General features: G+C 34.9%; 35 protein-coding genes. 4 read left to right on the forward strand and 31 right to left on the reverse strand.

Going from position 1 to position 24,431, the window contains the following annotated elements:
* The first annotated feature begins 98 nt into the window (after window positions 1–98).
* Genes IAE50_RS22235 through IAE50_RS22245 form a run of 3 tightly spaced genes read left to right on the forward strand, consistent with a single transcriptional unit; the run spans window position 99 to window position 1,571 of the window.
* Complete coding sequence (locus IAE50_RS22235) at window positions 99–344, forward strand: type II toxin-antitoxin system Phd/YefM family antitoxin (protein ID WP_200581318.1); 246 nt, start codon at window positions 99–101, stop codon at window positions 342–344.
* Window positions 344–745 carry a type II toxin-antitoxin system VapC family toxin gene (locus IAE50_RS22240; RefSeq protein WP_200581319.1) on the forward strand — a complete coding sequence of 134 codons (402 nt, stop codon included), beginning with the start codon at window positions 344–346 and terminating at the stop codon, window positions 743–745. The genes IAE50_RS22235 and IAE50_RS22240 overlap by 1 nt, the downstream gene beginning before the upstream one ends.
* Before the next feature lie 46 nt (window positions 746–791).
* Window positions 792–1,571, forward strand: coding sequence for a DUF5677 domain-containing protein (locus tag IAE50_RS22245; RefSeq protein ID WP_200581320.1), 780 nt, complete (start codon window positions 792–794; stop codon window positions 1,569–1,571).
* Between the two features lie 23 nt (window positions 1,572–1,594).
* On the opposite strand, the gene IAE50_RS22250 is transcribed toward IAE50_RS22245, so the two are convergent.
* The 28 genes from IAE50_RS22250 to IAE50_RS22385 all read right to left on the reverse strand — a co-directional run bounded on the left by IAE50_RS22250 (window position 1,595) and on the right by IAE50_RS22385 (window position 18,498).
* Entirely contained in the window at window positions 1,595–1,834 is a 240-nt protein-coding gene (locus IAE50_RS22250; protein WP_200581321.1) for a hypothetical protein, read from the reverse strand.
* A complete protein-coding gene (locus tag IAE50_RS22255) occupies window positions 1,831–2,007 on the reverse strand; it encodes a hypothetical protein (protein WP_200581322.1) in 177 nt (58 codons plus the stop codon). Before IAE50_RS22255 ends, IAE50_RS22250 begins: the two co-directional genes overlap by 4 nt.
* Window positions 2,008–2,050: 43 nt before the next feature.
* Window positions 2,051–2,338, reverse strand: a complete 288-nt coding sequence (locus tag IAE50_RS22260) for a hypothetical protein (protein ID WP_200581323.1) — start codon at window positions 2,336–2,338, stop codon at window positions 2,051–2,053.
* 160 nt (window positions 2,339–2,498) lie between these two features.
* Complete coding sequence (locus tag IAE50_RS22265) at window positions 2,499–3,047, reverse strand: 3'-5' exonuclease (RefSeq protein ID WP_200581324.1); 549 nt, start codon at window positions 3,045–3,047, stop codon at window positions 2,499–2,501.
* Window positions 3,048–3,062: 15 nt separating this feature from the next.
* Complete coding sequence (locus tag IAE50_RS22270; RefSeq protein ID WP_200581325.1) at window positions 3,063–3,668, reverse strand: hypothetical protein; 606 nt, start codon at window positions 3,666–3,668, stop codon at window positions 3,063–3,065.
* Entirely contained in the window at window positions 3,668–4,153 is a 486-nt protein-coding gene (locus IAE50_RS22275; RefSeq protein ID WP_200581326.1) for a hypothetical protein, read from the reverse strand. Before IAE50_RS22275 ends, IAE50_RS22270 begins: the two co-directional genes overlap by 1 nt.
* Window positions 4,154–4,181: 28 nt before the next feature.
* Window positions 4,182–4,379, reverse strand: coding sequence for a hypothetical protein (locus IAE50_RS22280; RefSeq protein ID WP_032625113.1), 198 nt, complete (start codon window positions 4,377–4,379; stop codon window positions 4,182–4,184).
* Between the two features lie 172 nt (window positions 4,380–4,551).
* On the reverse strand, window positions 4,552–4,824 hold the full coding sequence (locus IAE50_RS22285) for a hypothetical protein (protein ID WP_200581327.1): 273 nt from the start codon (window positions 4,822–4,824) through the stop codon (window positions 4,552–4,554).
* A gap of 5 nt (window positions 4,825–4,829) precedes the next feature.
* Window positions 4,830–5,129 (reverse strand): hypothetical protein, encoded by a 300-nt coding sequence (locus tag IAE50_RS22290; RefSeq protein WP_200581328.1) that lies wholly within the window; start codon window positions 5,127–5,129, stop codon window positions 4,830–4,832.
* A gap of 188 nt (window positions 5,130–5,317) precedes the next feature.
* The gene (locus tag IAE50_RS22295; protein ID WP_200581329.1) at window positions 5,318–5,626 is read right to left on the reverse strand and encodes a hypothetical protein; all 309 of its coding nucleotides are present in this window, start codon (window positions 5,624–5,626) and stop codon (window positions 5,318–5,320) included.
* Window positions 5,623–5,934: a hypothetical protein gene (locus IAE50_RS22300; RefSeq protein WP_200581330.1), complete on the reverse strand. Its 312-nt coding sequence runs from the start codon at window positions 5,932–5,934 to the stop codon at window positions 5,623–5,625. Before IAE50_RS22300 ends, IAE50_RS22295 begins: the two co-directional genes overlap by 4 nt.
* Before the next feature lies 1 nt (window position 5,935).
* On the reverse strand, window positions 5,936–6,289 hold the full coding sequence (locus tag IAE50_RS22305) for a hypothetical protein (protein WP_200581331.1): 354 nt from the start codon (window positions 6,287–6,289) through the stop codon (window positions 5,936–5,938).
* 101 nt (window positions 6,290–6,390) lie between these two features.
* Window positions 6,391–6,765 carry a hypothetical protein gene (locus IAE50_RS22310; protein WP_200581332.1) on the reverse strand — a complete coding sequence of 125 codons (375 nt, stop codon included), beginning with the start codon at window positions 6,763–6,765 and terminating at the stop codon, window positions 6,391–6,393.
* Between the two features lie 110 nt (window positions 6,766–6,875).
* Window positions 6,876–7,169: a hypothetical protein gene (locus IAE50_RS22315; protein WP_200581333.1), complete on the reverse strand. Its 294-nt coding sequence runs from the start codon at window positions 7,167–7,169 to the stop codon at window positions 6,876–6,878.
* Window positions 7,162–7,407, reverse strand: a complete 246-nt coding sequence (locus IAE50_RS22320; RefSeq protein WP_200581334.1) for a hypothetical protein — start codon at window positions 7,405–7,407, stop codon at window positions 7,162–7,164. The genes IAE50_RS22315 and IAE50_RS22320 overlap by 8 nt, the downstream gene beginning before the upstream one ends.
* A 57-nt stretch (window positions 7,408–7,464) precedes the next feature.
* Window positions 7,465–8,181, reverse strand: coding sequence for a hypothetical protein (locus tag IAE50_RS22325; RefSeq protein ID WP_200581335.1), 717 nt, complete (start codon window positions 8,179–8,181; stop codon window positions 7,465–7,467).
* A 127-nt stretch (window positions 8,182–8,308) separates the two neighbouring features.
* Window positions 8,309–8,689, reverse strand: a complete 381-nt coding sequence (locus tag IAE50_RS22330; RefSeq protein WP_200581336.1) for a hypothetical protein — start codon at window positions 8,687–8,689, stop codon at window positions 8,309–8,311.
* A 10-nt stretch (window positions 8,690–8,699) separates the two neighbouring features.
* Window positions 8,700–8,993 carry a hypothetical protein gene (locus IAE50_RS22335; RefSeq protein ID WP_200581337.1) on the reverse strand — a complete coding sequence of 98 codons (294 nt, stop codon included), beginning with the start codon at window positions 8,991–8,993 and terminating at the stop codon, window positions 8,700–8,702.
* A gap of 18 nt (window positions 8,994–9,011) precedes the next feature.
* The gene (locus tag IAE50_RS22340; RefSeq protein ID WP_200581338.1) at window positions 9,012–9,467 is read right to left on the reverse strand and encodes a hypothetical protein; all 456 of its coding nucleotides are present in this window, start codon (window positions 9,465–9,467) and stop codon (window positions 9,012–9,014) included.
* Between the two features lie 30 nt (window positions 9,468–9,497).
* Complete coding sequence (locus IAE50_RS22345) at window positions 9,498–10,409, reverse strand: Dam family site-specific DNA-(adenine-N6)-methyltransferase (RefSeq protein ID WP_200581339.1); 912 nt, start codon at window positions 10,407–10,409, stop codon at window positions 9,498–9,500.
* A gap of 331 nt (window positions 10,410–10,740) precedes the next feature.
* Entirely contained in the window at window positions 10,741–11,178 is a 438-nt protein-coding gene (locus IAE50_RS22350; protein ID WP_200581340.1) for a hypothetical protein, read from the reverse strand.
* Between the two features lies 1 nt (window position 11,179).
* Window positions 11,180–11,572, reverse strand: coding sequence for an ankyrin repeat domain-containing protein (locus IAE50_RS22355; RefSeq protein WP_200581341.1), 393 nt, complete (start codon window positions 11,570–11,572; stop codon window positions 11,180–11,182).
* A 124-nt stretch (window positions 11,573–11,696) separates the two neighbouring features.
* Entirely contained in the window at window positions 11,697–12,194 is a 498-nt protein-coding gene (locus IAE50_RS22360; protein WP_200581342.1) for an ankyrin repeat domain-containing protein, read from the reverse strand.
* Between the two features lie 241 nt (window positions 12,195–12,435).
* Window positions 12,436–14,706, reverse strand: coding sequence for a DUF927 domain-containing protein (locus IAE50_RS22365; RefSeq protein ID WP_200581343.1), 2,271 nt, complete (start codon window positions 14,704–14,706; stop codon window positions 12,436–12,438).
* 7 nt (window positions 14,707–14,713) lie between these two features.
* Window positions 14,714–15,292, reverse strand: coding sequence for a hypothetical protein (locus tag IAE50_RS22370; protein ID WP_200581344.1), 579 nt, complete (start codon window positions 15,290–15,292; stop codon window positions 14,714–14,716).
* Window positions 15,293–15,349: 57 nt separating this feature from the next.
* Complete coding sequence (locus IAE50_RS22375) at window positions 15,350–17,290, reverse strand: hypothetical protein (protein WP_200581345.1); 1,941 nt, start codon at window positions 17,288–17,290, stop codon at window positions 15,350–15,352.
* A 124-nt stretch (window positions 17,291–17,414) separates the two neighbouring features.
* Entirely contained in the window at window positions 17,415–17,786 is a 372-nt protein-coding gene (locus IAE50_RS22380) for a hypothetical protein (protein ID WP_060578909.1), read from the reverse strand.
* Between the two features lie 58 nt (window positions 17,787–17,844).
* Complete coding sequence (locus tag IAE50_RS22385; RefSeq protein ID WP_049240118.1) at window positions 17,845–18,498, reverse strand: ParA family protein; 654 nt, start codon at window positions 18,496–18,498, stop codon at window positions 17,845–17,847.
* Between the two features lie 126 nt (window positions 18,499–18,624).
* On the opposite strand from IAE50_RS22385, the gene IAE50_RS22390 reads away from it, so the two are divergent.
* The gene (locus tag IAE50_RS22390) at window positions 18,625–19,722 is read left to right on the forward strand and encodes a FimV family protein (protein WP_200581346.1); all 1,098 of its coding nucleotides are present in this window, start codon (window positions 18,625–18,627) and stop codon (window positions 19,720–19,722) included.
* A gap of 24 nt (window positions 19,723–19,746) precedes the next feature.
* On the opposite strand, the gene IAE50_RS22395 is transcribed toward IAE50_RS22390, so the two are convergent.
* The 3 genes from IAE50_RS22395 to IAE50_RS22405 all read right to left on the reverse strand — a co-directional run bounded on the left by IAE50_RS22395 (window position 19,747) and on the right by IAE50_RS22405 (window position 24,299).
* Entirely contained in the window at window positions 19,747–20,934 is a 1,188-nt protein-coding gene (locus IAE50_RS22395; protein WP_200581347.1) for a DUF3800 domain-containing protein, read from the reverse strand.
* 447 nt (window positions 20,935–21,381) lie between these two features.
* Window positions 21,382–21,981: a hypothetical protein gene (locus IAE50_RS22400; protein ID WP_200581348.1), complete on the reverse strand. Its 600-nt coding sequence runs from the start codon at window positions 21,979–21,981 to the stop codon at window positions 21,382–21,384.
* A 122-nt stretch (window positions 21,982–22,103) separates the two neighbouring features.
* Complete coding sequence (locus tag IAE50_RS22405; protein ID WP_200581349.1) at window positions 22,104–24,299, reverse strand: DotA/TraY family protein; 2,196 nt, start codon at window positions 24,297–24,299, stop codon at window positions 22,104–22,106.
* Window positions 24,300–24,431: the final 132 nt, after the last annotated feature.

Here is a 24,431-nt window from a genome sequence, read left to right on the forward strand (position 1 = left end):
TTGCTAGTGACAACGTAACCCAGTATCCTATTCTGACTAACTTGACCTGACCAACTACAGGGGGTAAGCTTAAAATGTGTTCAATGAGAGGTGATATTATGGAGAAGGTTAACATCTACGATGCCAAAACTAACCTGTCCAAGATTGTTCAAGAGGTCGCCCGGACTGGTGAGCCAGTAGTGATCGCAAAGAACGGTCACGCTCTGGTAAAAGTCATCGCTTACAGAGAAGAGAAGCCTAAGCGCAAGTTAGGTTTCCTCAAAGGAAAGGGTAGCGTTCCTGCCAATTTTGACGATATGAATACCAACGAAATACAGGATATGTTCGAAGGGAAGTACGAGTAATGGATTACCTTTTAGATACCAACATTCTCCTGTTTATGGCCTACGACCCGGACAAGCTGAAGCAAGAGGTTGTAGAGCTGCTTGAAGATACTGAACAGACTCTTTGCTTTAGCGCTGCCAGTGTGTGGGAAGTCGTCATTAAGAGCGGCTTGAACAAGCCTGATTTCGATGTAGATCCAGAACAGTTCAGACATGGACTGTTTGAAGCTGGTTTGATTGAGATCCCCGTTAAAAGCGAGCATACGCTTGTTGTGGCCGATTTACCGGAGAAGCTACACAAAGACCCGTTTGACCGTCTTATCGTGGCTCAGGCTAAGCATAACAAGCTTCCATTGATTACCAGTGATAGTAAGCTGATTGAGTTTGTCAGCGACTACATAACCATCATACCTAACCGATAAAAGAAAGCCCCATAACAGGGGCTTTTCACCAATTAAGGATGTCTATATGACGGCGGAGTACAAGGAACTCATTGATAAAAGCTTGCGTGAAGCTAAAGAGGCCAGAGAAAAGCTAACCAAAGTAGACGGCATCAAAGTAGGTCCAATGCGTAAGCCAGATGCCGGATTGTATCTTTCTAACTACGCCAATCTCATTGTTAACAGACAGATAGATATTTTTGATGATGCTATGTTGCTTCTTGATAATGATCGGTTTCAAGCTGCTTGTATAATAAGCAGAGGAATGATTGAGACTCATGCTTTTTCAAGACTATTAAATAAGAAAATAGAAAAAATATTATTGAATAAGAATGGTTATGAAAGTGCAGATGAAGCTATTGAAACGGTGTTAAAATTTATAAATAGCTCACGTTTTAAAAAACAAGAACAAGAAAAAATAAAAGATGGAATATTTGACCCTAAAGATTTTATGTTTACTGAACAAGCAAAATATAGGTTTGAAAATTCCCTTGCAGTAAGTCAGCATGTAGTTGCTGCTTTAAAAGAACTCTATAAAGATGAAAAAGAACAAACGAAGCATAAAGAAAGCCAGTTTGAAATAACCTACGATGCTTTGAGTGAGCATGTTCACCCATCTCAAACGAGTATTTTCCATTACTACACACCCGACACGCATTTAACACCAACCTCTTTTGGTTATATACATGCCTTTGATTCAGCTAAATTTCAATGCGCAAGAGCACTACATTTTATAGTCGATGCTAAAAACCAACATCACTGGTCTTCTATGCTTGCTGATGAAATGACAAGGCGAGGAAAGGAATGATAAGAAGCCCCATTATGGGGCTTTTATTTTAATAACATTCTTATTTCTTCTTTGTATGCTATTAAAGTCATAATCTCTGTTAAAATTCCTACTATTATCACAGCCGGAAAATTGTTTGTTATCTCAAATAGTGATGTTATCCCTATGCTGAACGCTATATTAAAAAATGAAGATGTTATTATATTAATTGGCTTTTCAAGTATTACTTTTTTATCGGCTCCTACCTTTTCTTTCATCAAAAACCCCATTAAAAAATTAATCATTTCATCACCCTTGTTAATTTACTTAAAATACATTCCTGAATAAAAATAACCGTAGTTATAAACGATAATGTAAACAAGCCCTGTTTCCATCCAAAGAACAAAAGACTAAAAATGGAAGCACCAATAATTAATAATAAAGCTGGGTTATCGAATATTTTCATAATTTCTTTCATAATACGTTCTCCTATGACAGCCCTGCAAGGGGCTATGTTAATGTTAGCTGTTTACATAATCGTTAAAATCTACAGTGTAAAAATCTTCAATGTTATAATATTTCTCAAAGTTGTAGATTAAATAGCAACCTTTATGATAATCAGAAGCGGCATCTATTATTTTTTCAATAATTTTTTTATTTCCAGTTTTTTTAAACATTTCATTGTTTAACATCCAATCCGCAACCTTTATTATTTCGTTTTCTATTTTCACCGAAGCGTCTAAACTATTTAATTGAATGAATTTCAAAATGGCTACGTCAGTGATTTCTAAATATTTAATCTTTTTCATATTACTTCTCCTTTTGTTTGTTTATATATAATTAATACTACATTTAAAATAATAGTCAAATAAATATATACTTTTATTTTAAATAACCAGATAAACGGTTTAATTAATCCGTCATTTGTTTTTTGATTGTTAATTTAAATAAAAATCCCCGGAATGGGGATTAGATTAGTTCTTTTTGTTTTAATAGTTTGTAAACGTATTTAGACATTATGCTATCGCCTACAGCTCTGTGAGCCTGTATCAATACCCTGTCATCATCGTGAATGTCATCACACATAGAGAACGCTGTTGTAAGCTTCTGCCACCTGTAGCTCTTCTTGTAGTCGTTCCAGTCTCCGTACAGTTCTGAGAAGGGAAGCATCAAGCAATAGCTATCAAACTCGATTAGAGGAAGCCCGGCGCGTATACAAGCGTTATCTATGATCTGTGTGTCATATGCTTTGTTGTAGATGTAGACACTCTTACCTGATAGCTGTTCTACCAACAGTGGGTAAAGCTCTGCGAACACAAGAGCGCCGGAAACCATTTCGTTTGTTATGCCGTGTATGCGGGTAGCTTCCTCTGGTATGTCGCTTACAGGCTTAACCAGCGTGTCTAACAGCACACTTCCTACACCATGCCCTGATAAGCCCACAATGCCGATCTCTACTATCTCAGCACTGCTACCTAATCCTGACGTTTCCGTGTCTAAGAACACTATCTCTTTCATAGAAAGACCTTGATTTTAATATTCGCTGAAAATAGTAAACGCTTTATCAAGAACATTCAAATAAGCTTTAGGTCTTCTGAAAGTATTTATCTCTTCAATGAAAATAATTTTTTCAGCGAGAATGACTTTTGAGTTAATTGATTTATTGAACATTTCTTTGTTTTTATCATCTCTTATAAACACAGATACAATCTTTTTATGTGATTTGCCCTTTGATTGAGTTCCAAGCATTACAAGATAAACAAGGCTTTTACCATTGCCAAGAGGCTTTGCTGTCTCTGAGAAGCTTTCAAACTCTTTGATAAGCTCTTCTACCTTTTCTTTATAGGTATAGCCTAAATCCTTGTTTAACCTTCTTAGTTCAGCAAACATATCATTCAGATAGTTTCTTATTACAAAAGTCTTATTTCCCTCTGTTCTAATTCTCTTTAACTCAATAAAATAGTTCCTATTGTTTTCTATGAATTCCTGATGCTCCTGAAAATCGGGATTTAATAACCCCGCCTCATATAGTAAGTTTATGAACTCTTCAAAGTAAATGACTTCATCTTTATCAAGGTTTAAATCAATCATTGATTTGAAAATCTTTTGTGCTGTTGTTGTTTCTATTAGTTTTCTCATTATCTATCTCTCCCCTCTTTTCTTATTACCTCTTCTACGGCTTCTTCTATACAGTCAAAGAAGCTTTCAACCGCATCATCTAATCTGCTAAACATAACCAGCTCATTACCTACAGAAGCCTCGTAGCGTTCTGCTCCTATGTCTGTTCTTATGCTGACTTCATAGACACCGCCGCAAAACTCAGCGCATACATAACCTCTTTCTGTTGACAATGTTATATCCATATCTGATGTGTTTATGCCCTGATACTTAACTGCTAATACCAATGCTTTTTTCTCTATAAGATTGATTAACTGCTCTGTATCGCCAAGTGTAATTTTTACATCATTAAATTTTATTCTTTTATACTCACTTTTTGGCATAGGAAAGTTATCAACTTCATCTATTACCATAAACCCTTGCTCGCTTATATAATCCATATTCAGACGTGAGGTAATAGTTGGTTCCATTCTGTCTAAATCCATAGTGATTGTTCTTGTGTTCATAATACTTCTCCTTTTGTTTGTTTAATCATTAGTTCATCTTGTTTATAAAAATCATTTCGTAAATAAACCCTACTACCATCGCTAACATCAAGCTCTCAAGAGTAGATTCCATAACATCCCTTAAGTTAAAGGATAATCCTACACTCATATTTAAAAACATAGGTGTCATTATAAATAATAAAACTAAATGTGAGTTTGCTGATAAAAAATATAAAAACTGTTTCATTTTGCGTTCCTTTTTGTTTGTTTGTATTTAATTAATACTATATTTAAAATAATAGTCAAATAAATATATACTTTTATTTTAAATACCAGATGAAAGGAGTAGTTAAACCATTATTGTTTTATGACATAAAAAAAAGCCCCAGCAGGGGCTTTAGTATGAAGCAGATTATTATTTACCTTCTAAAAACCACTCTGTCTTTAAATGCTGCTTTTGTGATAAAGAATGTTAAGAGCATTAAAATAGCAAAAGCAATAATAAAGGCACCATGTGGTTTTACAAGCATAGCTATTAGAGCACTAAGAACAACAGAAAAGACACAACACAAAGCAACAGCCCATTCAGGCACTTTACCGTAAATGATTGACGCTCCGCATGGTAAGCACACACCTAAACCATGTTTAGTTTCGTGATCACAAAACGGACAGCGAACAGTTTTATTTTCCATTTTAATTAATCCTTTTTAAACTTTGTGCCTTGATAAATTACGCCGCCGTCTTTTGTCTTCTCAAGCTTGAACGTCCAAGAGCCGATCGCGCTATGCTGAGTTTTAGCGATGTAAACAGGCTTTTTGCTTTCATCCCAAGACTTAACTGTAAAGTCTTCACCCCTAAACTTAATCATGTCCTTCTGGACATCGAGAACAGCGCCATACTGAGCGTTTTCATACGTTCCATAGATACCGTCATCACCACAACCGGAGAGTGCCAGCGTAGCTACAAGAGCCGCTACAGCTAAAATCTGCTTTTTCATAATGTGTTCCTACCTGTTCTGATTTGTGTTTGTAACAAGAAATTTCAAAACAGGTACAAAATGGCGTAACTAACAATTGAAATCAAGTTATTAATTGTTTTTATCAATTGATTGTGGTTTTAGATAGGTTTTATCTTTCAATGTAAAGATATGAATAGATGGATTCTTTTAAAACCCCTTACGGGGCTTTAGGCTGGTTTGATTTTGCGTTTTAATGATTTTAGTTTGATAAAAGAGGCGTGAACGACAGTCATTAAGATAAAAGCAATGACACAATCAATGTAGATAAAGAAAGATCGTGCTGCCGTTTTAACTGCTTCACCGCCCATTATGTTAGCAATCAACATAGCAAGCAAAAAGAGCGAACCGACTTTAAAAATCCTCTTATACCAGACCCCATAAACTTTATGATTTAGTGCTTTTTTAATAAGAACATATGCACCGTAAATAAAAACTACGTCAATTAATAGTGCTAATAATATTAGTGTTGCATTCATAATATACCTTCCTTTTCTATTTGTGTTAATTCCTGCTCTTCTTTTACCTTCCCGAACACGATAAAAGTTAAGCAATCTTTCATTTCATCAATAAACTCTTCTATTTTTGATAATTTCTTTCCTGCATATAATTTCTTTTCAAGCAATATTTTAACCCCCTCTGTCTTAACTACTCTTTTAGGCTCACTGCCTCTTTTTACTTTATGATTTACATCCCTTTCATACACTCTAAATATCAAATAATTACCTATTTTTATTTGATCTAATATATAGTCGCTCTGACCATATCGTATTTTATCTATCATCATATTAAGAACCTTTTTCAGTTAGTTGAACAACAAAGGCTTTATTCTTAAAAGCAAAGCTTTTAAGTTTTGAGGTAAGCTCTTCTTCATCTTCTTCATTCATTTTCGAATAAATAATAAAAAGATCGGTGGCTTTTAAAGTATCTTTCATTGTTTTCAGAAGAAACAAATAACTTCCCGGTTCTCTTTTTTTGATTTTGAATGTCTTAATTTTAATATCTGGTCTGTTTCTTTCCGTTATATATTTAATCCCATCAAGATCTTTCTCTTCATCAACTTCATATTTATTAAAGTGAACGCTGTATTTTATTGAACTTAGAATATGTAGTGATAATTCTTTACTTTCTATATAATTCATATTTATCTCCTTTTATTTTGCCTCTATACATATAGATAACAAAACTAACTCTTATGTCAATTGGTTAGGAGATATTTTAGATAAACGGATTACTTACCTATCTAATCTTTAATAATAAGGCTTGTCATTTCAGCTAAATCTTCTTGATTGAGAATATTTCTATAATATATGTTGTTATAAAATGATTGTATGGCTTTTAATGAAATGTTTTTTTGATAACTGATAATTAGGCGAGTGATAAGAATTGAGGGTTTGTTATATCCAGATCTGTACGTATCAAAGTATTCAAGTAAGTAGTCATGTTTAACCTGTTTGAAATCTAAACCACTTTCAGAACACTGCTTGAAAACTGATAATATCTCTTCTGCCGTTCCCTTTTTAACAGTGTAATAGAGCTTTTCAGCAAGCCTTTTTTTATATAGCTCTTGCTGTTTCTGTTCATCAAGAAAATCTTTCAGGCTTTTGTATTTGAGCATGAGATACACACATAAGGACTTAACTTAACCAACATACCATGTGTTGGGGCGGGTTTCTACCCTGTTGAGCTACAGAACGGGCAAGACAAAGGGGCTGTAAGCCCCTTGCATCACCATCCTTTCACCGTGTCTATCAACTCTCTTATCATCAACCCTGTCATCAGAACAAGGATAACTGGAAGGTAGATAATCATGCCCAAGATCATTACAATAACACCTCCAGACATTGCCGCATTCTCTAAATGATTTTCTATATTAAATCTCTTTCTTAAAGACTGTTTCTTTTCTGCCTCATCATCTTCTTCATGATCTTTAGATAAAGATATTGTGATAGTAGAGTCATCTAATGAAATTTCACCCTCTTCTTTTTTTGTTGTTCCATTCCAGTTGTTATTGTTAGTCATATCTTCCCTCTTTAATGATATTTTTAATGTGATAGTTTTCAGATAAAAGACAATCCTTTTCTTTAAGAACACATTCAAGTTTATTTTCCAATTCACTTATAATGTTTTCATACTTCATTCTCATATATTCCTTTTCCTCTTCTAAAGCTTCTAATCTACCAACTAACTCTTTCTCGTTTTTTGTCTTAAGTTCTAAGATCTGGTCTATAACTTGACGTTCTATTGTTTTCCCACTCATAGTAATTTCCTTGTGTTGCCTTAAAAAAAATGGGATTGCTCCCCAATGGTTGTTTTATTATATTTTTAACTCTTCTATTTCATCTTCAAGAGCACTGATTTTCAAATCACGTTTAGCTAACAAGAAAGATAGGATCTCTATTCTCTCTTTAAGATCTTCAATCTCTTTATCTTTGGATTTTGCTTCAAAGGATATTTCAGCTATGTTTTTAATCTTTTCATCAATCACACTCATTAAATCATCGTAGCTATGTGTTTTATTGTTATCTACTATATTTAAAACATCTTCAATGTTTGTGTTATGTGCTTTATCACTTAGTAAAAACTCAATGCCGCTTTCTTTGATTTCATCGTAAGCATCAGCATCAAAAACAGATAAAGAACTACTAAGCAAAAATGATTTTAAATAATAACTTATACCACTGCGTGTTATAAAAATGATTTTGTTATGGTTTGTTTTTAAGCAATCATCTATGTCTTTATAATCAGATTTAACTCTAAACGTGCTAAAGTAATCACTAACAGAAGTGTCGAAAGCATCAGCTTCATCAAGAACAATTAGTGTGTTTTTTTCTGTATATAAGATATGCTTGAAAGCATTTTTCGTTGTTCCTTTTCCTGAAAGTACCTTCACTTTAGATATGTCAGTAAATAAAAAACTCGGTTCATTTAAAAGATGGTTTTTTATCCAAAAATCAAATTCAGACTTGCATTTTAAAACAACAACATTATTTTCTTTTATTAAGGATACTACTTTATTTTCTACACTATTCATAATATTTTCCTCTTGTTTTATGTTATATTTAATAGATACCTCTTTTAAAATAATAGTCAAATAAATAAATACTTTTATTTTAAATATATTTCATTATCTGGATTAAAGGGCTATGTAAGCCCCTTATTTAATCAAGCCAATATAAAACGCTCTCAATATCCTTTTTCTTTAATGTCTTATACATGTTATCGAGTAAACAGTAATAAACAGCGGAATACGTATTACTCAAAGCCTCTATATCTCCATACTTATTACTCATATCACTATTAAAGCAAAGGTTAACAGCATATTTTAATACAGCTTTATTTATCCTATTTTCTTCCAGTTGATTATAAGTAAACAATAACTTACTACCTTCAAATGAAAAAAATGGAACACGTTTAATCTGTGGATAATCTGTGTTTGATACATATTCAGGCATCATTAATGTTTTACTATGTTCATAACCTTCTACGTTCTCTTTTGCGAACTCTTCGAAATCACTTCTCACTACGTTCATGTATTCCATATATCACCTCTTATTTTCTATTAAAGAAACTATTTTCTTCATTAACGATGCCTAACATTCTATCAATCATTGCCATAGCTAAACAAAAGTCTGCCATCATCAACACTTTTTGATAATGTTCCTCATTATCACACTTCCGTTTATCGATCATTAACCTATTAATGTTTGAAACTTCTTTTAAGCATTTAACAAACTGTTTAGCTGTATGCTCTTTATAAGGAGCTGAAAGCATTCCTTCGATAGTGATATAGTTATTACCCATATTGTTATTTTGAAAATCTACTGATCTAAACTTCTTTTTCATTTTTCATTCCCTCACTTTTTAAATCTCGTCAAGATTTACCCAGTTCCAAAAATACATACCCAAATGGCGAGGCCATTTTCCATCATATCGTTCTGTTTCGTCTTCATAATAAAGAATGCCATATTTATCAACAAAAGAACTTACTGAATCGTGATAAGGACAACACCAAGAGTTTATAGAGTTAAACGATACGGAACTATTGAATATTTCAGCAATATCGCAAGCTATTTCATATTGTTCATATGAATCGACAGGTTGATAAGTTTCAAAGTAAATATCGTACCATTCTTTTCTATACCTTTTTTCCTGCGTAAAATGCTCATCATCTTCAAGATGGTCTTTTTTGACGACATGAAGATCATGCTTTTTTGCAAGTTCTATCAGATTATTTATATCGCTAACCCACGCAGTGAGCTGTTCTCTGTTTTTTTTCTTAATCTGAATGCTTAATACATTTAATGCTGTATAACTCATTTTATTTTCCTCTTTTTGTTTTATAAATAATTACGCTGCTTTTTGGTTGATACTTTCCTTACTCCAGATCATGAGCAAGTCAGTAGCTTTAACGGATTCATATCCATTCGCTGTTTTCTTTTTTCTTCCGGCAGTGTAGGTAATGTCAAAACGCAATACAGAAGCATCAGAAGCGTTTTCTTCAAAGAAGCTATCATTTGCCTCTCTGTTGGCTAACCACACAACACAGCCCCGCTCCTGAAGCTGGCGACACCATTTGATTAGGGCTTTATGGTCTTCATCAGTGAACGCATGGCCATAATCGGCGTAGCTATCCCTGTAAGGCGGATCACAGTAGACAAAAGCCCCTGCTGGAACATCGAGATCAGCATAAGAACTGCAATGGATAGACGTTGCCTGTAAAGCTCTGTGCCACTCGTTCAAGAGTGAGTAATCAAACAGACTGCCCTTATGGTTAAGCAACCCTGCGCCTGTTCCGTAGCGGCCTGTCTTCTTGTTTACCTGCCAAATGCCGTTAAAGCCGGTGCTCATCAAAAAGAACAGCAAAGCCGATGCCCTGACACTACCAATCTGTTCTTTCCAGTATTGTTCTCTACGCTGATAGAAGCGGTAGCTCCTGACCTCATTAGAGCGAACAGACAGATAGGCCGCTTCCAGCTCCTGCAGCTCGATACAGAACGCTTCAAAATCGTGTTTGATGGTATTGAGAAGAGCGACCAGCTCCGGGTTAATGTCGTTGATGATGGTGGGGATCTGGTTGTATGTAGACTTAACAGACGCAAAGAGAGCGCCAGCTCCGAAGAACGGCTCTACGTATGCGCTTACGCTGTTCAAATCTGGTAGATGCGGATTGTAGCTGTTGAGTAGCTTAGATTTGCCGCCAGCCCACGTATACAGTGGCTTTAAGCGTAATGATGGGATGTTTTGGATAGATACAGTCATAAACCAACCTCTTAAAAGATCAGCCCCATCGTTGAGATGGAACAGGCCAGAACCATTCCGGCGGTTGGTGCATCATCATCTATCGAAAGATGGAGGCTTAGAGCCTGAACCTACATGATGCTTAAAGCGTATGACTGTTTTGATTTGGTAATTGTCTACAGAACGCTTATGACGATCAACACTTTTTTGAAAAAAAAGAAAAATATTTTTTTGAATGCTATTGACGAGAGTAAAATAATTTAATACTTATTTAATAAGTAAATATTTATACCCAAATTTTATTTACTAAGTATTATAATCCTTTATTCTTTTTGTTTTGAGAAAAGCACTCTTAATGAGTGCTTTTTCTTTTCTGTATTTCATCAATCAAACTTTTCTCATATCTCATTATGTAAGAAAGAAACTTCTCGTTTTTGTCTTTGATAATAATTTCATAAGTAGATAGATATTTGCTGTTCTTCTTTTGTGGATCTGCACCATTTAAAAGGAGGTGAATATAAAACTTAATGTTATTGATTGAGTAAGCTATTTCTAAGGGTAGTCTTCCATTAATTTGGGTGTTAACATCTTTGAACAATCCCACTACTAAACAGAACAAATTATAATATTGATGATTTTCATTTTCTGATTTTGAAAAAATAGATAACAGACACCAAGATAAAATATTCATATTAGTGTCTAATTCGTGATGAGTAAGATAATCATAAAACAGTGATGATTGATTGTCATTTATATATGATGACAACGTATCTAAAGAAAACACATCCATTTTATTTCTCTGCTGATAGTAATGTTCTTGACATTGCTGATGCGTTTTGAAGCTCAAGTAAAGTTATCTGATCTGCTGCTTTTCTTCCCTGATTATCTTGTATTGATACATCCCCTCCTGCTGAGATAAAGAACTTAACAGCCTCTGTATTACCCATCAGAACGGCATAGAACAGAACTGTTTTACCTGCTTTATCTTGCTTGTTAATGTCAAAGTATTTGGTAAGCATCCTTGCTACTTCATAGCTCTTGTGTTGCTTAGTCAATAGAACAACGTGGAATATATTTGCCACTTCATCAATATAAAAATCCTCTTCAACAACGTTGTTTTCATTGATAAACTTTTCAATTTCAATTGTGTTTTTGGTTTTTAAAATATCCGTTATTTTTTTCATTGCCTTTTCCTTTATGTGTGTGAGTGATAATTTATTAATAAAACAAATATGTAATATGTCAACGACGGGAAATAAAAAACCCGCCAGAAGCGGGTTAAACTAAAGAGGTAATCCAGTTATTTATTTAAGCTACCTGCAGCATCTGCTTTTTTTGCTCAAGTGTTTTCCTGATCATTTCTTTCAGTTTATTCATAAAGCTTTGATATTCTTCTTTATCAACTGCTTTGATTTTGAAGTCGTGGCGCTCTCCATTTTTGTTTTTAATGAATGGGCTACAACCCAATTTGATAAGAGCCTTAACCATTTCAATATCGGAAGTTTTAAACAATGCTGTTTCACCATCATTGTTTAAATGGTTGATATTAGCGCCTTGTGAAATAAGAAATTTGATAACAGCAATGTTTTTGTTATAGAAGATAGCTGTTTCACCATTCTTATTGGTAAGATTAACATCAGCACCATTAGCAACTAATGCCTTTGCTACTTCTAAGTTTTCAGCTAAAGCTAAAGGAAAAACACTACCCATAAGACCGTTTACATCAGCTCCGGCCTTTACCAATATATCTACTTCTTCGGCTGTTTCAGCAAACAGCAATTCTCTTTTAATATCTAAATCAAGCATAAACCACCTCTTATAGTTTAAATTATTTATAATAAATATATATACTAATTTTTTAACAAAATCAAATTTCACACGCTTAAAATAAAATAATTAACGCATTTACTTGAAAAATATCGAGTAAAATAAAATTGATTATTTCTTGAATAGAGTGTATATTAGAGTTCTATTCATAATGTGTTTTCTATTTTGGAAAACAACTAGTTAATAAAGTTTAAGGGGCTGCTTTCGCAACCCCTTTTTTTTATGCCCTATCAAAGTAAGCGGAATAATCTTCTTCGTATTGAGCGGAAGCTTCAAGTATTTTGTTTATGTTAAACTCACTATCAGCGTTGTTTTGATTGAGAATTTCGGTTTGCCCTTCTGTTTTCTCACCATCATTAACAAGAATACTATTCTTTGATGTGATACGTAGCTCATCAATAGGCTTTAACGTAAGGCGCGTAGTTCTTGAGCTTGATAAACCCAAATCCTTAACTTTTATAGGGGTAAATCTTGCATCAGGCTCAACCATGCCTAACTTTTCAAGAGATTGGCAAAGCTCGTTAAAATCAAGCTGAGCATGTTGCTTAAGGTGTTTGATACCCATCGCGTTAAACACTATTGTTCCATCAAAATCATCAGAGTGTTCCATAACTCTATTGATCTTAACTTCTGCCAGAACAGAACCACGATGAGTAGCATTGTTAGTAAGCGTCTGAGCCGCTTTTTTCTGCGTTCTACTGATACTTTCGTTTATATCATCTGATTGTTCAGCGTAGGCAAACTTACTCCAAGAGATCATGCCTTTGTTAGCATTAATCCATTCATAAAGACGCTCAAGATGAGAAATGTATTTATAATCAGCATAATCAATTTGTTCGTTAATATCCTGAGCATATTTATTTTTATAAATGTTTATTGCTTCATGAGTTAACATAGCACTTTCTTTGCCTAAGACGCTTTCCATAATTTCAGCACCAAGCATGATAAGAGCTAAAGTATGCGCTGAACGACGGTTCTTTTTGAAATATCTTAACTCTTCTGTGGTTAATAACTCAGATTCAAAATCAGCCAGTTTTTGCTCAAGTTCATCAGCGTTTTTAGTAATATATGCGATGATTTCATCATATATATGACCGTAGTTCTCTGAAAGCTTAGACATCCACTGAGAAACTTTACCTCCATCATTCTTGTCAGGGAAGAAAATATGAAGGTCAGGATCATGAATATCAATTTCAATAAGACGAGTCAAAATAGCTGACTCTTTACCATCACCTTTTACACTTTGTCTTAGCGATTGGTTGGAAGTCGTAAAGAACATACCGTTCCAAACGTTAGGTTGTTTGAAAGTATTATCTTTATCAAAAATAACTCTACCACCGCCGTTAGTAAGGCGCATAATCCTTTGCGGTAAGTCATTTGTTCTAAGTAGCTCATCAATTTCATCAAGGAAAACAGGGCCATGATTATAAGCAGTAGCAAAGTTTTCTACGCCAACTTCTGAACTTATAGCTTCAATGATCATACGGCCTTTAGCTGGAGAACCTTCTGTAGCAGCACATATTTTAAGAGTTGTAGATTTGCCTTTTTCACCTTCACCCGTGTAGTTAACAATCGGGCAAAACTCATCCGAAATACAAATACGGCCTTTTGTGTAAGACGCATACGTGCCAGCTAAGAAGATACGAACTGCAGGAGAGTGTTTGATTATCTCTCTTGTAGTTTCCTTCTGTATTTCAGCATCACCTTTCTTTTCACTCTGAGTAGCAACCTTGCCGACATACAGATCGTGCTTAGAACGTATATGGAGTTCTGGAGTCACCCAGCCCCTTTGTGTGTAGCCTGTCATGCGCTTGATGAAAGCAGGATAGACTTTACCATTTGGCCTTACATGAGGCGCGTAGCCAGCTTGTGCGGCTTCCATGAAGGCTTTATACACCTCTGAACGGTCAGAACCCGCCGGAGGCGTCCAGTCGTTTAGAGTTAGACGTGATTTAGAGCTGGTAAACTCTGCTCGATCCGAGGAAGAGAGAGCAACTTCATTGACTTCTAAATCATTATTGAGGAAGCGAACACCTGTATAACCAGTGTTAGCTTCTAAGGTTTTTACGCCGGAGCCTTGTTTAGCAGTTGAAAGCTTTAAGTATGGGATAGCAAAATAGTTATGAATTTGCTTCCAATAAGGATTACCATCTTTTGGATAAATCCTTTTAAAGAAGCCTTTAGGATGAATAGCGTAGTTATTTGAAGCATAGAAAGCTTCATCAGTAATACGCTCATCGTATAATTTAGCATTATCGAAAGCATCAATTTCAGGATGCGTTAAAGTCGTGTCTTCATCAGATGGTTGATCTTCATCATCTAATGACAAATCCATATTATCAAGAAGCTTCTCAGCTTCTATATCTGTATTTTCTCTATTCATAATCTCACCTATTATAATATTTTTATGTATGTATTTTTTTGGTGTGTTATCACACTCTATGCTTGTTATACCATTTTTTTTAGAAAATTCAATACTTAACTCACTCAATTATTATTTACATAGCTAAGTGTGTGTTTTTTAGTAATATTTGACTAACCCAATCATCTATCATTTGATTATTATATTTTTGATTGATGCTATCCATCATATTGGTTTCTTTTTTTAATTCCTTTATCACATCTCTTATTATTACTTGTTGTAAATCTCTTTCGTGCGGTGTGTTTGAAACTAAAACATTAAACCTACACATTACAGCTTCTTTGAAAAAATAATAAATGAATGTGTTATATTCAGATTCAGGTCTAATAAATTTGAAATCTCTAATATCTTTAGCAAAATAATCAATAAATAGTTTAATGCTTTCAGCCATCAAATGCTCTTTACTGTAAATCCAGAAACTATTATTGCCTTTCTCTATTACTAAATTATCATTTAAATAATATCGTGTTTTTAGCTTCTCATATTTTTCAAGTGGTCTTACAGCATTCCAGACTATACCAAGCAAAAACAATTCATTTTCAAGCTTTAACGTTGTATCTTCTGATGATTCATCTTGCTCTTGTATTTCATGTGTATCTTGTTCTAAGCTCTCTTTTTGTTTTAATAAATCACTAACTGATTTTGATAATTCCATACTTGTAATCTCCCTGAGATAAGAAAAACAGGGGGCGCTAACCCCCTCAATAATATTTTATTTTTTAGTTGGTTTGTTTTTATTGCTGTTATCAGCTTTATTCTTTGCTTCTATATCTTTTTTTATTGCTTCTTCTAAAGCTTTTTTATCAGTTTTAAGCTGTTCATTTTCAGCCATTAGTGAAATATTAGCTGTTTCAACATTCTTAAACTTAACTTCCAGTTCTTTATAAGAGTTAATGTGGTCGTCAACTTTTTTGATAAGCTCTTTATTACTTTCAGTAAGAAGTTTAATAGCCTTATCAGTTTCAATCTTCTCATCCATCAAATCTTTTATGGTTTGTTCGAATGAAACTTTCTCTTCATCACGTTTTTCAAGCTCTTCTTTGTGCTTACGCTCCATATCAATAATAGCTTTTTTAGCTTTTTCCAATTCAATCTCAAGCTGTTCATTATCGAATTTAAGGCTATCCCTATCTTTAGTAATAGCTTTAACGGTATCGTTAAGAGTTGTTATTTCACTATTCAAACCACTAACAATAGAAGCTTGTTGAGTTTTAAGTGTTTCAATCTCTTGTTTATGAGCGTTGGTAAGGTTTTCAACTTCAATTACATTATCGCTGTTTAGTTTATTTACAACGGCTTCATGATTTTTCTCTAACAACTCAACTTCATTCGTATGATCAAGGTCTTGTTGAACAAGCTGTTCATTGAGACGTTCAACGATTTCTCTATGTTTTTCAAGAGTGGTTGTATGAGTTGTTTCTAAATCATCATACTGCTCACCAAGAGCTTTATACTCATCAGAAAGAGCATTGAAGGCTTCTGTTTTTTCTGCTAACTCTTCACTTGTTCTATTGGCCTTCTCTTCAAACTGGCTTCTAAGCTTCGCTTCTTCTTCAAGAGCTTGTTTAGTATTATTCAGTTCTGTACTAAGCTCTTGATTAACACGTTTTTCTTGATGAAGAGCTATTACAGCTTCACGAGCCTTTTCAAAGCCTTGTATCTCATTATTTTCTTTAATAGCTTTAGCGGCGTATTCAGCAGCAAGTTTTTGTTTTTGCTTAATAAGAGCGTCTATTTCATTTAGTTCATTCTGAACAACAGCATCTTCGATAATTTCTTTTGGAATTTGTTCTTGATTTTTAATAGACTCTTCTTTAGCTTTTTCTCTTGCTGTAGTGTATAAATCATCAAGATATTCTTTATTATTTGTATCAATAACTTCTTGTGCTTTTATTTCTTCTGGAGAAAGCATTTTACCAGTAGATAAATAAATATTATCTAAAAGAGGTAAGCCAGCGGCTTTAAGATTGTCATTGATGTTTTTAAGAACCTGAGTTCTAACAAAGTTATCTTTTAATGAAAGACTTGCTGTTATTCTTCTTGCATCAGGGTTTACCTGATTAATGATTACTTCACCAGTATTTGGGTTGTATTCATAGTTTTTATCAGTAATAGTATGCGTATGCCTGAATATATGGGAATGAGTTTTAGTTTTTTGATCGCTATGAACACCCCAAGCGAGAACGCTGTTTTTACCAATAACAGGAGTATACTGTTTTGATTTTCCCGGCCCCTGATCTTTTACATAAACAAAGTTAGGGTTAGCTATACTGTCAACGATTATATCATGTGCTAAAACCTGATCTTCTGAACGATAACCAGATAAATCAACAAATAGCTGTTCCCACTCATTACCTTTACTGCTTACATTACCGAACAAAACGTTTGGATTTTTATTAGTGCTAAGTTCAGCAAGTGGTCTTTGAACATTATTTAAATGCTCTTTAGACATAATCCCACGTTCAATTTTAGCTTCAATCTCTTTTAGAAGCTCTAAACCGTTTTCAGCTTTAATAACTATATCAAGTTCACTATCTTTATACGTAGCGCCGTTAATGGTTGGCTCTAATGGGCTTGTTTTACCGCCATTAACGCCCTGAGCATCACGCATTCCGTCTTTATCTAATACTGCTAATATCTTTGCTCCACTCATAATGTATCTCCTATGTATTTTTTTGAATGTAGATTTTTTTGTTCTTACTATATTAATCTACCCTACATTCCTACATTTGAAAATATAACGGTAATCCGTTCATCCTGTTTAAATATGCCTTTTATCAGGATTTCTTTTTCTTAGTAAAATGAATAGATTTATTTTCCCTGATCAATTCATCTGCTTTTAAATCAGCAAGAGCAAGGATTGTATTTGATAAAGCATCATGAGAAAGAAGCTTAAACTTCTCTTCCAGAGCTTTAGGGACACGGAAACCAATCAAACGTGGTTCGTCTTCTGCTACTACTTTAAAGTCGCAACGAACGTATGACGTAGTGAACGGCTGGAGTTCTCCCAAGTCTTCCTCTCGATGCGCCCAGTATGTGCCGGCATTTGGATCGGAAAAGGCCGTTTCAAGAGACAATTTTTCAAAAGTCTCCATATCATCGAGCCATCCGGCAGGTTTTTTAGGTTTTTCTTTTTTGTGGTCTGTCATGCTGAAACTCCATCAGATTTCACGAGAAACGATATATATTAGTATATATTAATATATATTAACTCTTATTGCGTCGAGCCTCAACACCGGCTTTGATTTTCTGCCCTACTGCTTCCATCAACAACTCAAACTCTTTACGGGCATCAGATACCAGCGGTAAGCCTGTCTTGTCTTCAAAGATGGTGACGCCGTTGTTGTATGAGCGAGGATAGGCAACACGCTTTTTGATGTATGGCAGATCATACTCATGGCCTGCTGCCCTGTGTTCTTCCTGTAGCTTGATTAACAGGTCGAGCTGTTCTTTGTTCTGGATCTCAACACGGTTGGGAACAACGATAAAATCATTGTCTGTTTTGCCCTGTTCACGTAGTTCCTGAACGCTCTTGAGCGTAGCACTGTATGAGCTGGCATCAAGGATAGTTGGAATGATTACGAACGGGGCAAGCTGACCATCACCACCGCTATGAATGCCGGGGCTGTGGTCAAATACGAACACATCAACATCTTTAGAGGTTGGCTTACGAGCTACGTTAAACGTTAGTTTGGTTCCTGCCTGTTCTGCGATACTCGCAAAGAGCAAACTCCCGCCCTGTGGATCAAGGTCTAACAGAGTTGTCTTTTTGCCGTTATGTCCAAACCAAGAAGAGATAACGATGCTGAAGAGACTTTTCCCAACACCGCCTTTTTTATTGTAAATCGAGATAGCAAGCATACACCTACTCCTTTTGTCCTGTTTTACAGTCACTTATCTGTAGTCAGTCGATTGACTAACCATCAATATATATTAATATATATTAGTATATACTGTTATTCAACATAAAAAAACGAGAGGTGAAAAATGAGTAAAGATAATGAGATAGAGGGATTTGAACAGGCTTTTACAATGGATGCGCAAATGCCTGAGTTTCCAGAGTATGAAATAGTAGCCAGTAATAAAGCCCCAGCTGCAGCACCAACGCCTGAGCCGGAAGAAGAGATACCCGATCTTGAGCAAGATATGGTTGAAGTGAGAAGTCGCATAGACAGCTTCAAGGATATGCTAAAGATAGGCGACAAGTTTGGTATGACGGATGATCAAAGGAAGATGATTAGCACTCAGCTTTCAGAGCTTGAAACAACATACGTCAAACTACAGAAGACGCTTAACCTTGAAGAGCCAGCACCTACCGCTTCACTGATAGAACCCAAGAAACCAGAAGAGGCGAAACCTACCGTTCCGGCTGCTGCTGTCTCTGCTGCTGATAGCATACCAGCTCAAGACTTCACTGATTTAGACAAGTTTACTCAGATGAAGAATGAAGAGGCCAAACAGCCTTTCAAGGCCAAGAGCCTGAAAGACCGCATCAAGTCTGTTCGTTCTAACATCAATGAAGAAGAAGGGGAGATCCAGAAGGATAACAGACCTCAATATGTGAAAGACTTTGAAAAAAATCTTATGCCTGAAACTGAGTTGAATGTTAAAACAAACGGCAGAAGCCGCTATTTAACCAATGATGAATTAAAAAATCTTTTTGGCGATAACTATCTTCATTCAAGAGATAACATAGAGGAAGGAAAACTTACTTCAAGAACGCATTATTTCGGGGATGGCCTTTTAATAAAAGAAACAGAAGACGCTATAGCAATACGCGGTAGACGTAAAGCTAATGATATTGCTGTTGACTTGATAGATGTTGCTAAACAAAAAGGATGGAACAGTATTGTTTTAACGAAGGGAAATCCGGTATTTATGGAACAAGCTTATATAAGTGCTATAAAAAATGGTATCAGGGTTGAAGCTACCTCACTAAAACAAGAAGAAGAGTTTCAGATGATACATAAATCTCATAATTTAGATAGATATATGAAGTTTGGAGAACCTAAAAAAGAAGAGATTAAAAAAGAAGAACCGATGCCGGAATATCAGGTACAACGCGGAAGAAGTTTGAAAATGTAAAAAGGGGCGCAAGCCCCCTTTCTTTTATGCGTATTCAGGGAAAGTAAAAGCAATGTGTTTTTCGTGTTCGCTCTTAGACATTACGTAGAACAGGAAACTATCATTTTCATCATCAGACTTTGAAATGAGTGATTTAAACAGTTCCATATTTTTTAACTGTAATGGATTTAATGAATCTCTTACAGATTTAACATCAATGAGTTTATTCGTGTTTATATAATGAAAATATCTTTGAAAAAGTCCGGCTATAACATCACTTACCTGAACAAAATAATTATCATCAGAAACAACGAAACTTATATCTACTTTTGCTAACTCTTCATCGTGTTCTTTTTGCTTATCAAACTCTTCTTTAACTATCTCTTCAACATCAAATATGTGTTTGCTTTGAGAAAACTCCGTTGCTCTATGTCTGTAGAAAAAAGAGAAAGCATCCAAAATATAATTATCATTATCTTTAGCATCTTCACCAAAGCGATCATCTAATGTGAAATCAAACTCTTTCATTCCATTTTCAATACACATTTCGAAGAGATCGCAAAGGCTGTTTATTTGAAGCTTTTCATCTTGTGTAGACAAAGGAAAGTTGAATATTTTTTCTGCGTACTCTGCTGTCATATTGAACATGACTTTTAAAAACTCTTGCTCTTTACCTCTTAAATAAGGGTAATCAAAGCTTTTGAGTTCTTTTATAAAAGAAGGTTTATCATTCAGAATAACTTTATACAACTCGTCTTTATGAAGATCTTGATACTTCCTGAATTGAATTTCATCGTAAAATCTTAGAAGTTTCTTTTCCAAACAGAACAGAATACAATCTTCTATTATGTCGAGATAAGACCAGTATTCCATGTTGAGATTAAAATACTGAACAAACAAATCACTTTCATTTAGCCACTCTAAAAATCCTGTAAGCTTTCTTGAGTTAAGCATAAAGATGAAATCACCTGTTGCTATCTGTCTGAGCTTAATCTCTTTTGCTGTTGGTTGTAGCATTATCGCTTTTTTCAAGACGGAAAAATCAGCCGTAGAAGTATAGCCCTTATGAGCAACTCCGCCTAAAATAAAATTGACGCCTGTATTTTTATCTTCATCGTGATCTACATTATAACCGTCAATTTGTTTAGACAGATATAGCTTTCTAACGTTATTTGACTCATCATAATAGAATGTGTAAACATCATTTTTGATTGTTCTTTGAAAAGGGTACATTACAAACTCCTTTTTAACTATTTACCTTTTTATATCATTTATATGGTTTTACAGCAATAAAAAACCCGCCGAAGCGGGTTAACAACAAGAGGGCTTTTTTAGCTAACTAATCCGAACATATAAGTAAACATACAAACCGTGAACACTACAGATACAAAGAAAACAGATAGTGCTGGCATAAACAAGAAAGCAGTTAATGGGAAAATAGCAATCTGTGTTGTTCTGTTTCTGATGTAGGTGATTAGATTAGCAACCGGTAAAAGAACTATTTTTACAGACAAGAATACTAACACTAAGCCCAAGATAAAAGCTGGTATGTAGTTAGCAGTGCTAAGTAATGTCATCATTTTAAAACCCTCTCGTTGTTTGTTGAATAAATAATATCGTACAGCTTTATCAAATTCAAATTATTTTTCTAGTATTTTATAAAAGGTGGCTTACCACCTTCTATTTATTTATCTCCTGCTCTTCTTTTGTTTCAAGATAAACAGCAATTGGTTCATCTTTATGATTTGTCGCCGCTCTTACATCATATAATGGGTTTGGCAATATGTTATCAATCCCTTTTAAAGCATTCAGTTTGTTTTCTACAGTTGCATGTTTTAAACCATATGCTCTTACTACACATCTGAAGTAGACTGAAAAAGCTACAAGCGCACCCACACTATAAGTCATTATAGCCATAGTCATTCCAACAGCGTCTATAGCTATATATGTTTTATAACAACCCAATAAAAATACTGCTATCATAAGCACGAACATAATTAATGCGGCTAAAGAAAAATTAGTGTAGTTTTTTTGTCTAAGGTTTTCGTTAGCATTCATGTTTGCATAAAGGTCTTCATAGGATAACTTCCTGTCATTGTTTCCTATCATCCTTTTCAAAAGGCTAATGTTAGATCTTGCTAATTGAATAGGTGATTCAATAGTATTAGCAACCGATTCGGAAATGTGCCCAATATGTTTTACAGGATTGATAACTGTATACGATTGTACCGCTTTTTTAGTTTTCTCTTTTAATAACTTTTCAAGTTCTTTATCTTTCATATAATATCTCCTTTTATTGTGTATATAAATTAATTAACATATTAAATCTAATCGTCAATGGGGTTTTTAAAAAAAAGGTAGCAAAGCGCTACCTTTTATTTAACATCAGACGAAAGGTTTACTTACTCACCTTTAAGGTCGGTTATAGACTGACCGCGATTACCTTTATCTTCTGTTTTGTTTTCAGTTGATTCTTGATTACTTCCTTTATTAACATTACCTTCATTGCTTCTTTCAATATCCTGTTTCCTTTCATGTCTTCCTGCCAAATTTGAAACTGCTTGTGTTGTAGACTGAAGACCTTTTGATGAAAATTCAGAAACATTGTTTTTTGCATGATTGATAGCTTCTTCTGAACCACCCATTACTTTACTTGCTAATGACGTTGCTCTTGCTCCAATCCACTCTAAAATTGAGTCCGGGAGTGTAGACATAACTCTTGTAGCGTTCATTGTATTGTTTAAGTTTAAACACATATAAACAGCAACCATCGCTATTGAGTAAGTAATGCCTAAGAAGCCTGACGACACGAAGCTTGTCGCAATCAAAAACGTTGCGTTGATGAGAGCAGCTCCTGCACACATCATCACAAATGAGGCTACGAACCCGAAAACGGCTAAAGCTGGCTTGAGTGTCAACACAAGTATGAGCATATAGCCCTGTCCTTGCTTACCTACTACATCATCAGCGTCAGGTGCTAAGTGAGCTAAGACCCACATAGGAGAGGCTATCATCGCTTCTATACACGTTGCCATGTAAGACAAGACAATACCCATCCATACGATGTAAGGGATCATGGGTATGACATAAGCAAGCATGATGCCGTTGACGAAGCCAACCACCATCAAGAAAGAGAAGAATGGGCCAATAATGGTTCCTGCAGTTATCATTGCGTCAGACAAGCGAGGTATGAGAGCAAGAAGTGATGCGGTACCCGCACCGATGCCCATCGCTGCTACACCGTTCAGAACGTGATTACCTACGTTTACCTGTTGAGTGATTGAAAGCAACTGATCGACTTTACCATCACCCATGAACCAACCGCCGTTTGAGTTTGCGCCTCTAAGCACGGAAGTGAATAACGAGTCGTCTTCACCCGCTACGTTAGTAGCGTCCACATTGAGTTTATCGCTTCCATTAACTAAGCTTTTAACCTTTGCATAACGAGGTCCAAATCTATCAGCTTGATAATTTAAACTTTCAGAAGCTTGACCAGAAGAAGCAGGAATACTATTCATTGCTGCTGTTGTTCCATTTATTGCTTGAACAATCTTCATATAATAAGCACCGAAGAAAGCCCATCCTTTTTCTGTTATATCTGCTATAGCATCAATTTTGACAGCTTGAATCATCGCTAATTTACCTGCCTTGCTCATTGACTTTTTATATTCATCAGCCATTTGCTCTATTTTTTCATTAACTGATTTTGTATCGGAAGGTTCGGGATTAGCTAAAGTTTCTGAGTATGCAATCGCTTCTAAAACCATTTTGTTTAATGCTTTTGCTTGAGCTTCTTGAACGGCTGTTTGTATCGTCGCAACGTCAACTAAAGGCTTGTATCCAGATCCTGACGCAAGCGCATTCTGTTGCTCACCAGTATTTGTGACATCTAATCTTAAAAAACCACACATCTGAGATTTATCGCCACTACCCCAATCATCTTTTAAACCACCGAAGTTGTAGCCAATTATTCTTTTACCATCACTTGAGGATTCGAAGTTTTGAACGCTAAAATATTGGATGCTACCACTAAAATATTTTCTGTTTTGAGCTAACTCGCGCGCGGCTTCTTCATTATATATCTTTATACAAGTAGCGCCTAAAAGTGTATCTTTAGCTAATTTTCTTACTTCAAGATTAGAACTCACGCTTGAATAATCAAAAAAGATAGTTAAGCAAGCAATAGCAAGGGGGATCATTGATGTAGCTAATGCAACACCCATTTTTATAAAGAAATAGACGACAGCGTGAATGGCGCTAAAACCAGTTGGTAAAGGCAAAAGAAAAGCTGTACCTAAAGCTGTTCTTATAGGAAGCCACATCGAAGACCATTTTTTACCTAACATCTCACCATCATGAGCCGTGACCATTGTTCCAGCTATCAAAACATATGCAGCTAAGATACCGCCAAGCATTAATAGAAAACTCAAGAAAAGAGCCATAATGCCTGAGAAGACACCGATTTGATAAGGGTTTAGATATTTATCAACAAAGTTATTCATAAACCAATCAGTCGGCAATGGCGTTAACCAGTCGTTAGCACTTGCAGTTGTCGCATATAATAGCATAGCCATTATAAGCATTATTTTTTTAATCATATAATCTCTCCATATTATTTATAAAAGTATTTCCTGATATTTTTATTATTGTTCTTAAACATCATTAATTAATAGATAATATATTTAAAATAAATGTCAATAGGTAGCCAGTTGCTTGACAATATATAATTT

This window comes from Kosakonia sp. S42, assembly GCF_016624785.1.
Taxonomy (GTDB): domain Bacteria; phylum Pseudomonadota; class Gammaproteobacteria; order Enterobacterales; family Enterobacteriaceae; genus Kosakonia; species Kosakonia cowanii.

Bases quoted from the DNA above. Each gene is read 5' to 3' on its own strand.
- IAE50_RS22395 (WP_200581347.1), bottom strand. From the start codon at position 20,934: ATGTACCCTTTTCAAAGAACAATCAAAAATGATGTTTACACATTCTAT.
- IAE50_RS22290 (WP_200581328.1), bottom strand. From the start codon at position 5,129: ATGAAAAAGCAGATTTTAGCTGTAGCGGCTCTTGTAGCTACGCTGGCA.
- IAE50_RS22300 (WP_200581330.1), bottom strand. From the start codon at position 5,934: ATGATGATAGATAAAATACGATATGGTCAGAGCGACTATATATTAGAT.
- IAE50_RS22260 (WP_200581323.1), bottom strand. From the start codon at position 2,338: ATGAAAAAGATTAAATATTTAGAAATCACTGACGTAGCCATTTTGAAA.
- IAE50_RS22335 (WP_200581337.1), bottom strand. From the start codon at position 8,993: ATGAAAAAGAAGTTTAGATCAGTAGATTTTCAAAATAACAATATGGGT.
- IAE50_RS22295 (WP_200581329.1), bottom strand. From the start codon at position 5,626: ATGAATGCAACACTAATATTATTAGCACTATTAATTGACGTAGTTTTT.
- IAE50_RS22385 (WP_049240118.1), bottom strand. From the start codon at position 18,498: ATGCTTGCTATCTCGATTTACAATAAAAAAGGCGGTGTTGGGAAAAGT.
- IAE50_RS22305 (WP_200581331.1), bottom strand. From the start codon at position 6,289: ATGAATTATATAGAAAGTAAAGAATTATCACTACATATTCTAAGTTCA.
- IAE50_RS22315 (WP_200581333.1), bottom strand. From the start codon at position 7,169: ATGACTAACAATAACAACTGGAATGGAACAACAAAAAAAGAAGAGGGT.
- IAE50_RS22330 (WP_200581336.1), bottom strand. From the start codon at position 8,689: ATGGAATACATGAACGTAGTGAGAAGTGATTTCGAAGAGTTCGCAAAA.
- IAE50_RS22310 (WP_200581332.1), bottom strand. From the start codon at position 6,765: ATGCTCAAATACAAAAGCCTGAAAGATTTTCTTGATGAACAGAAACAG.
- IAE50_RS22320 (WP_200581334.1), bottom strand. From the start codon at position 7,407: ATGAGTGGGAAAACAATAGAACGTCAAGTTATAGACCAGATCTTAGAA.
- IAE50_RS22360 (WP_200581342.1), bottom strand. From the start codon at position 12,194: ATGCTTGATTTAGATATTAAAAGAGAATTGCTGTTTGCTGAAACAGCC.
- IAE50_RS22275 (WP_200581326.1), bottom strand. From the start codon at position 4,153: ATGAACACAAGAACAATCACTATGGATTTAGACAGAATGGAACCAACT.
- IAE50_RS22380 (WP_060578909.1), bottom strand. From the start codon at position 17,786: ATGACAGACCACAAAAAAGAAAAACCTAAAAAACCTGCCGGATGGCTC.
- IAE50_RS22345 (WP_200581339.1), bottom strand. From the start codon at position 10,409: ATGACTGTATCTATCCAAAACATCCCATCATTACGCTTAAAGCCACTG.
- IAE50_RS22245 (WP_200581320.1), top strand. From the start codon at position 792: ATGACGGCGGAGTACAAGGAACTCATTGATAAAAGCTTGCGTGAAGCT.
- IAE50_RS22355 (WP_200581341.1), bottom strand. From the start codon at position 11,572: ATGAAAAAAATAACGGATATTTTAAAAACCAAAAACACAATTGAAATT.
- IAE50_RS22235 (WP_200581318.1), top strand. From the start codon at position 99: ATGGAGAAGGTTAACATCTACGATGCCAAAACTAACCTGTCCAAGATT.
- IAE50_RS22285 (WP_200581327.1), bottom strand. From the start codon at position 4,824: ATGGAAAATAAAACTGTTCGCTGTCCGTTTTGTGATCACGAAACTAAA.
- IAE50_RS22250 (WP_200581321.1), bottom strand. From the start codon at position 1,834: ATGATTAATTTTTTAATGGGGTTTTTGATGAAAGAAAAGGTAGGAGCC.
- IAE50_RS22340 (WP_200581338.1), bottom strand. From the start codon at position 9,467: ATGAGTTATACAGCATTAAATGTATTAAGCATTCAGATTAAGAAAAAA.
- IAE50_RS22255 (WP_200581322.1), bottom strand. From the start codon at position 2,007: ATGAAAGAAATTATGAAAATATTCGATAACCCAGCTTTATTATTAATT.
- IAE50_RS22350 (WP_200581340.1), bottom strand. From the start codon at position 11,178: ATGGATGTGTTTTCTTTAGATACGTTGTCATCATATATAAATGACAAT.
- IAE50_RS22370 (WP_200581344.1), bottom strand. From the start codon at position 15,292: ATGGAATTATCAAAATCAGTTAGTGATTTATTAAAACAAAAAGAGAGC.
- IAE50_RS22280 (WP_032625113.1), bottom strand. From the start codon at position 4,379: ATGAAACAGTTTTTATATTTTTTATCAGCAAACTCACATTTAGTTTTA.
- IAE50_RS22270 (WP_200581325.1), bottom strand. From the start codon at position 3,668: ATGAGAAAACTAATAGAAACAACAACAGCACAAAAGATTTTCAAATCA.
- IAE50_RS22400 (WP_200581348.1), bottom strand. From the start codon at position 21,981: ATGAAAGATAAAGAACTTGAAAAGTTATTAAAAGAGAAAACTAAAAAA.
- IAE50_RS22325 (WP_200581335.1), bottom strand. From the start codon at position 8,181: ATGAATAGTGTAGAAAATAAAGTAGTATCCTTAATAAAAGAAAATAAT.
- IAE50_RS22390 (WP_200581346.1), top strand. From the start codon at position 18,625: ATGAGTAAAGATAATGAGATAGAGGGATTTGAACAGGCTTTTACAATG.
- IAE50_RS22240 (WP_200581319.1), top strand. From the start codon at position 344: ATGGATTACCTTTTAGATACCAACATTCTCCTGTTTATGGCCTACGAC.
- IAE50_RS22405 (WP_200581349.1), bottom strand. From the start codon at position 24,299: ATGATTAAAAAAATAATGCTTATAATGGCTATGCTATTATATGCGACA.
- IAE50_RS22375 (WP_200581345.1), bottom strand. From the start codon at position 17,290: ATGAGTGGAGCAAAGATATTAGCAGTATTAGATAAAGACGGAATGCGT.
- IAE50_RS22265 (WP_200581324.1), bottom strand. From the start codon at position 3,047: ATGAAAGAGATAGTGTTCTTAGACACGGAAACGTCAGGATTAGGTAGC.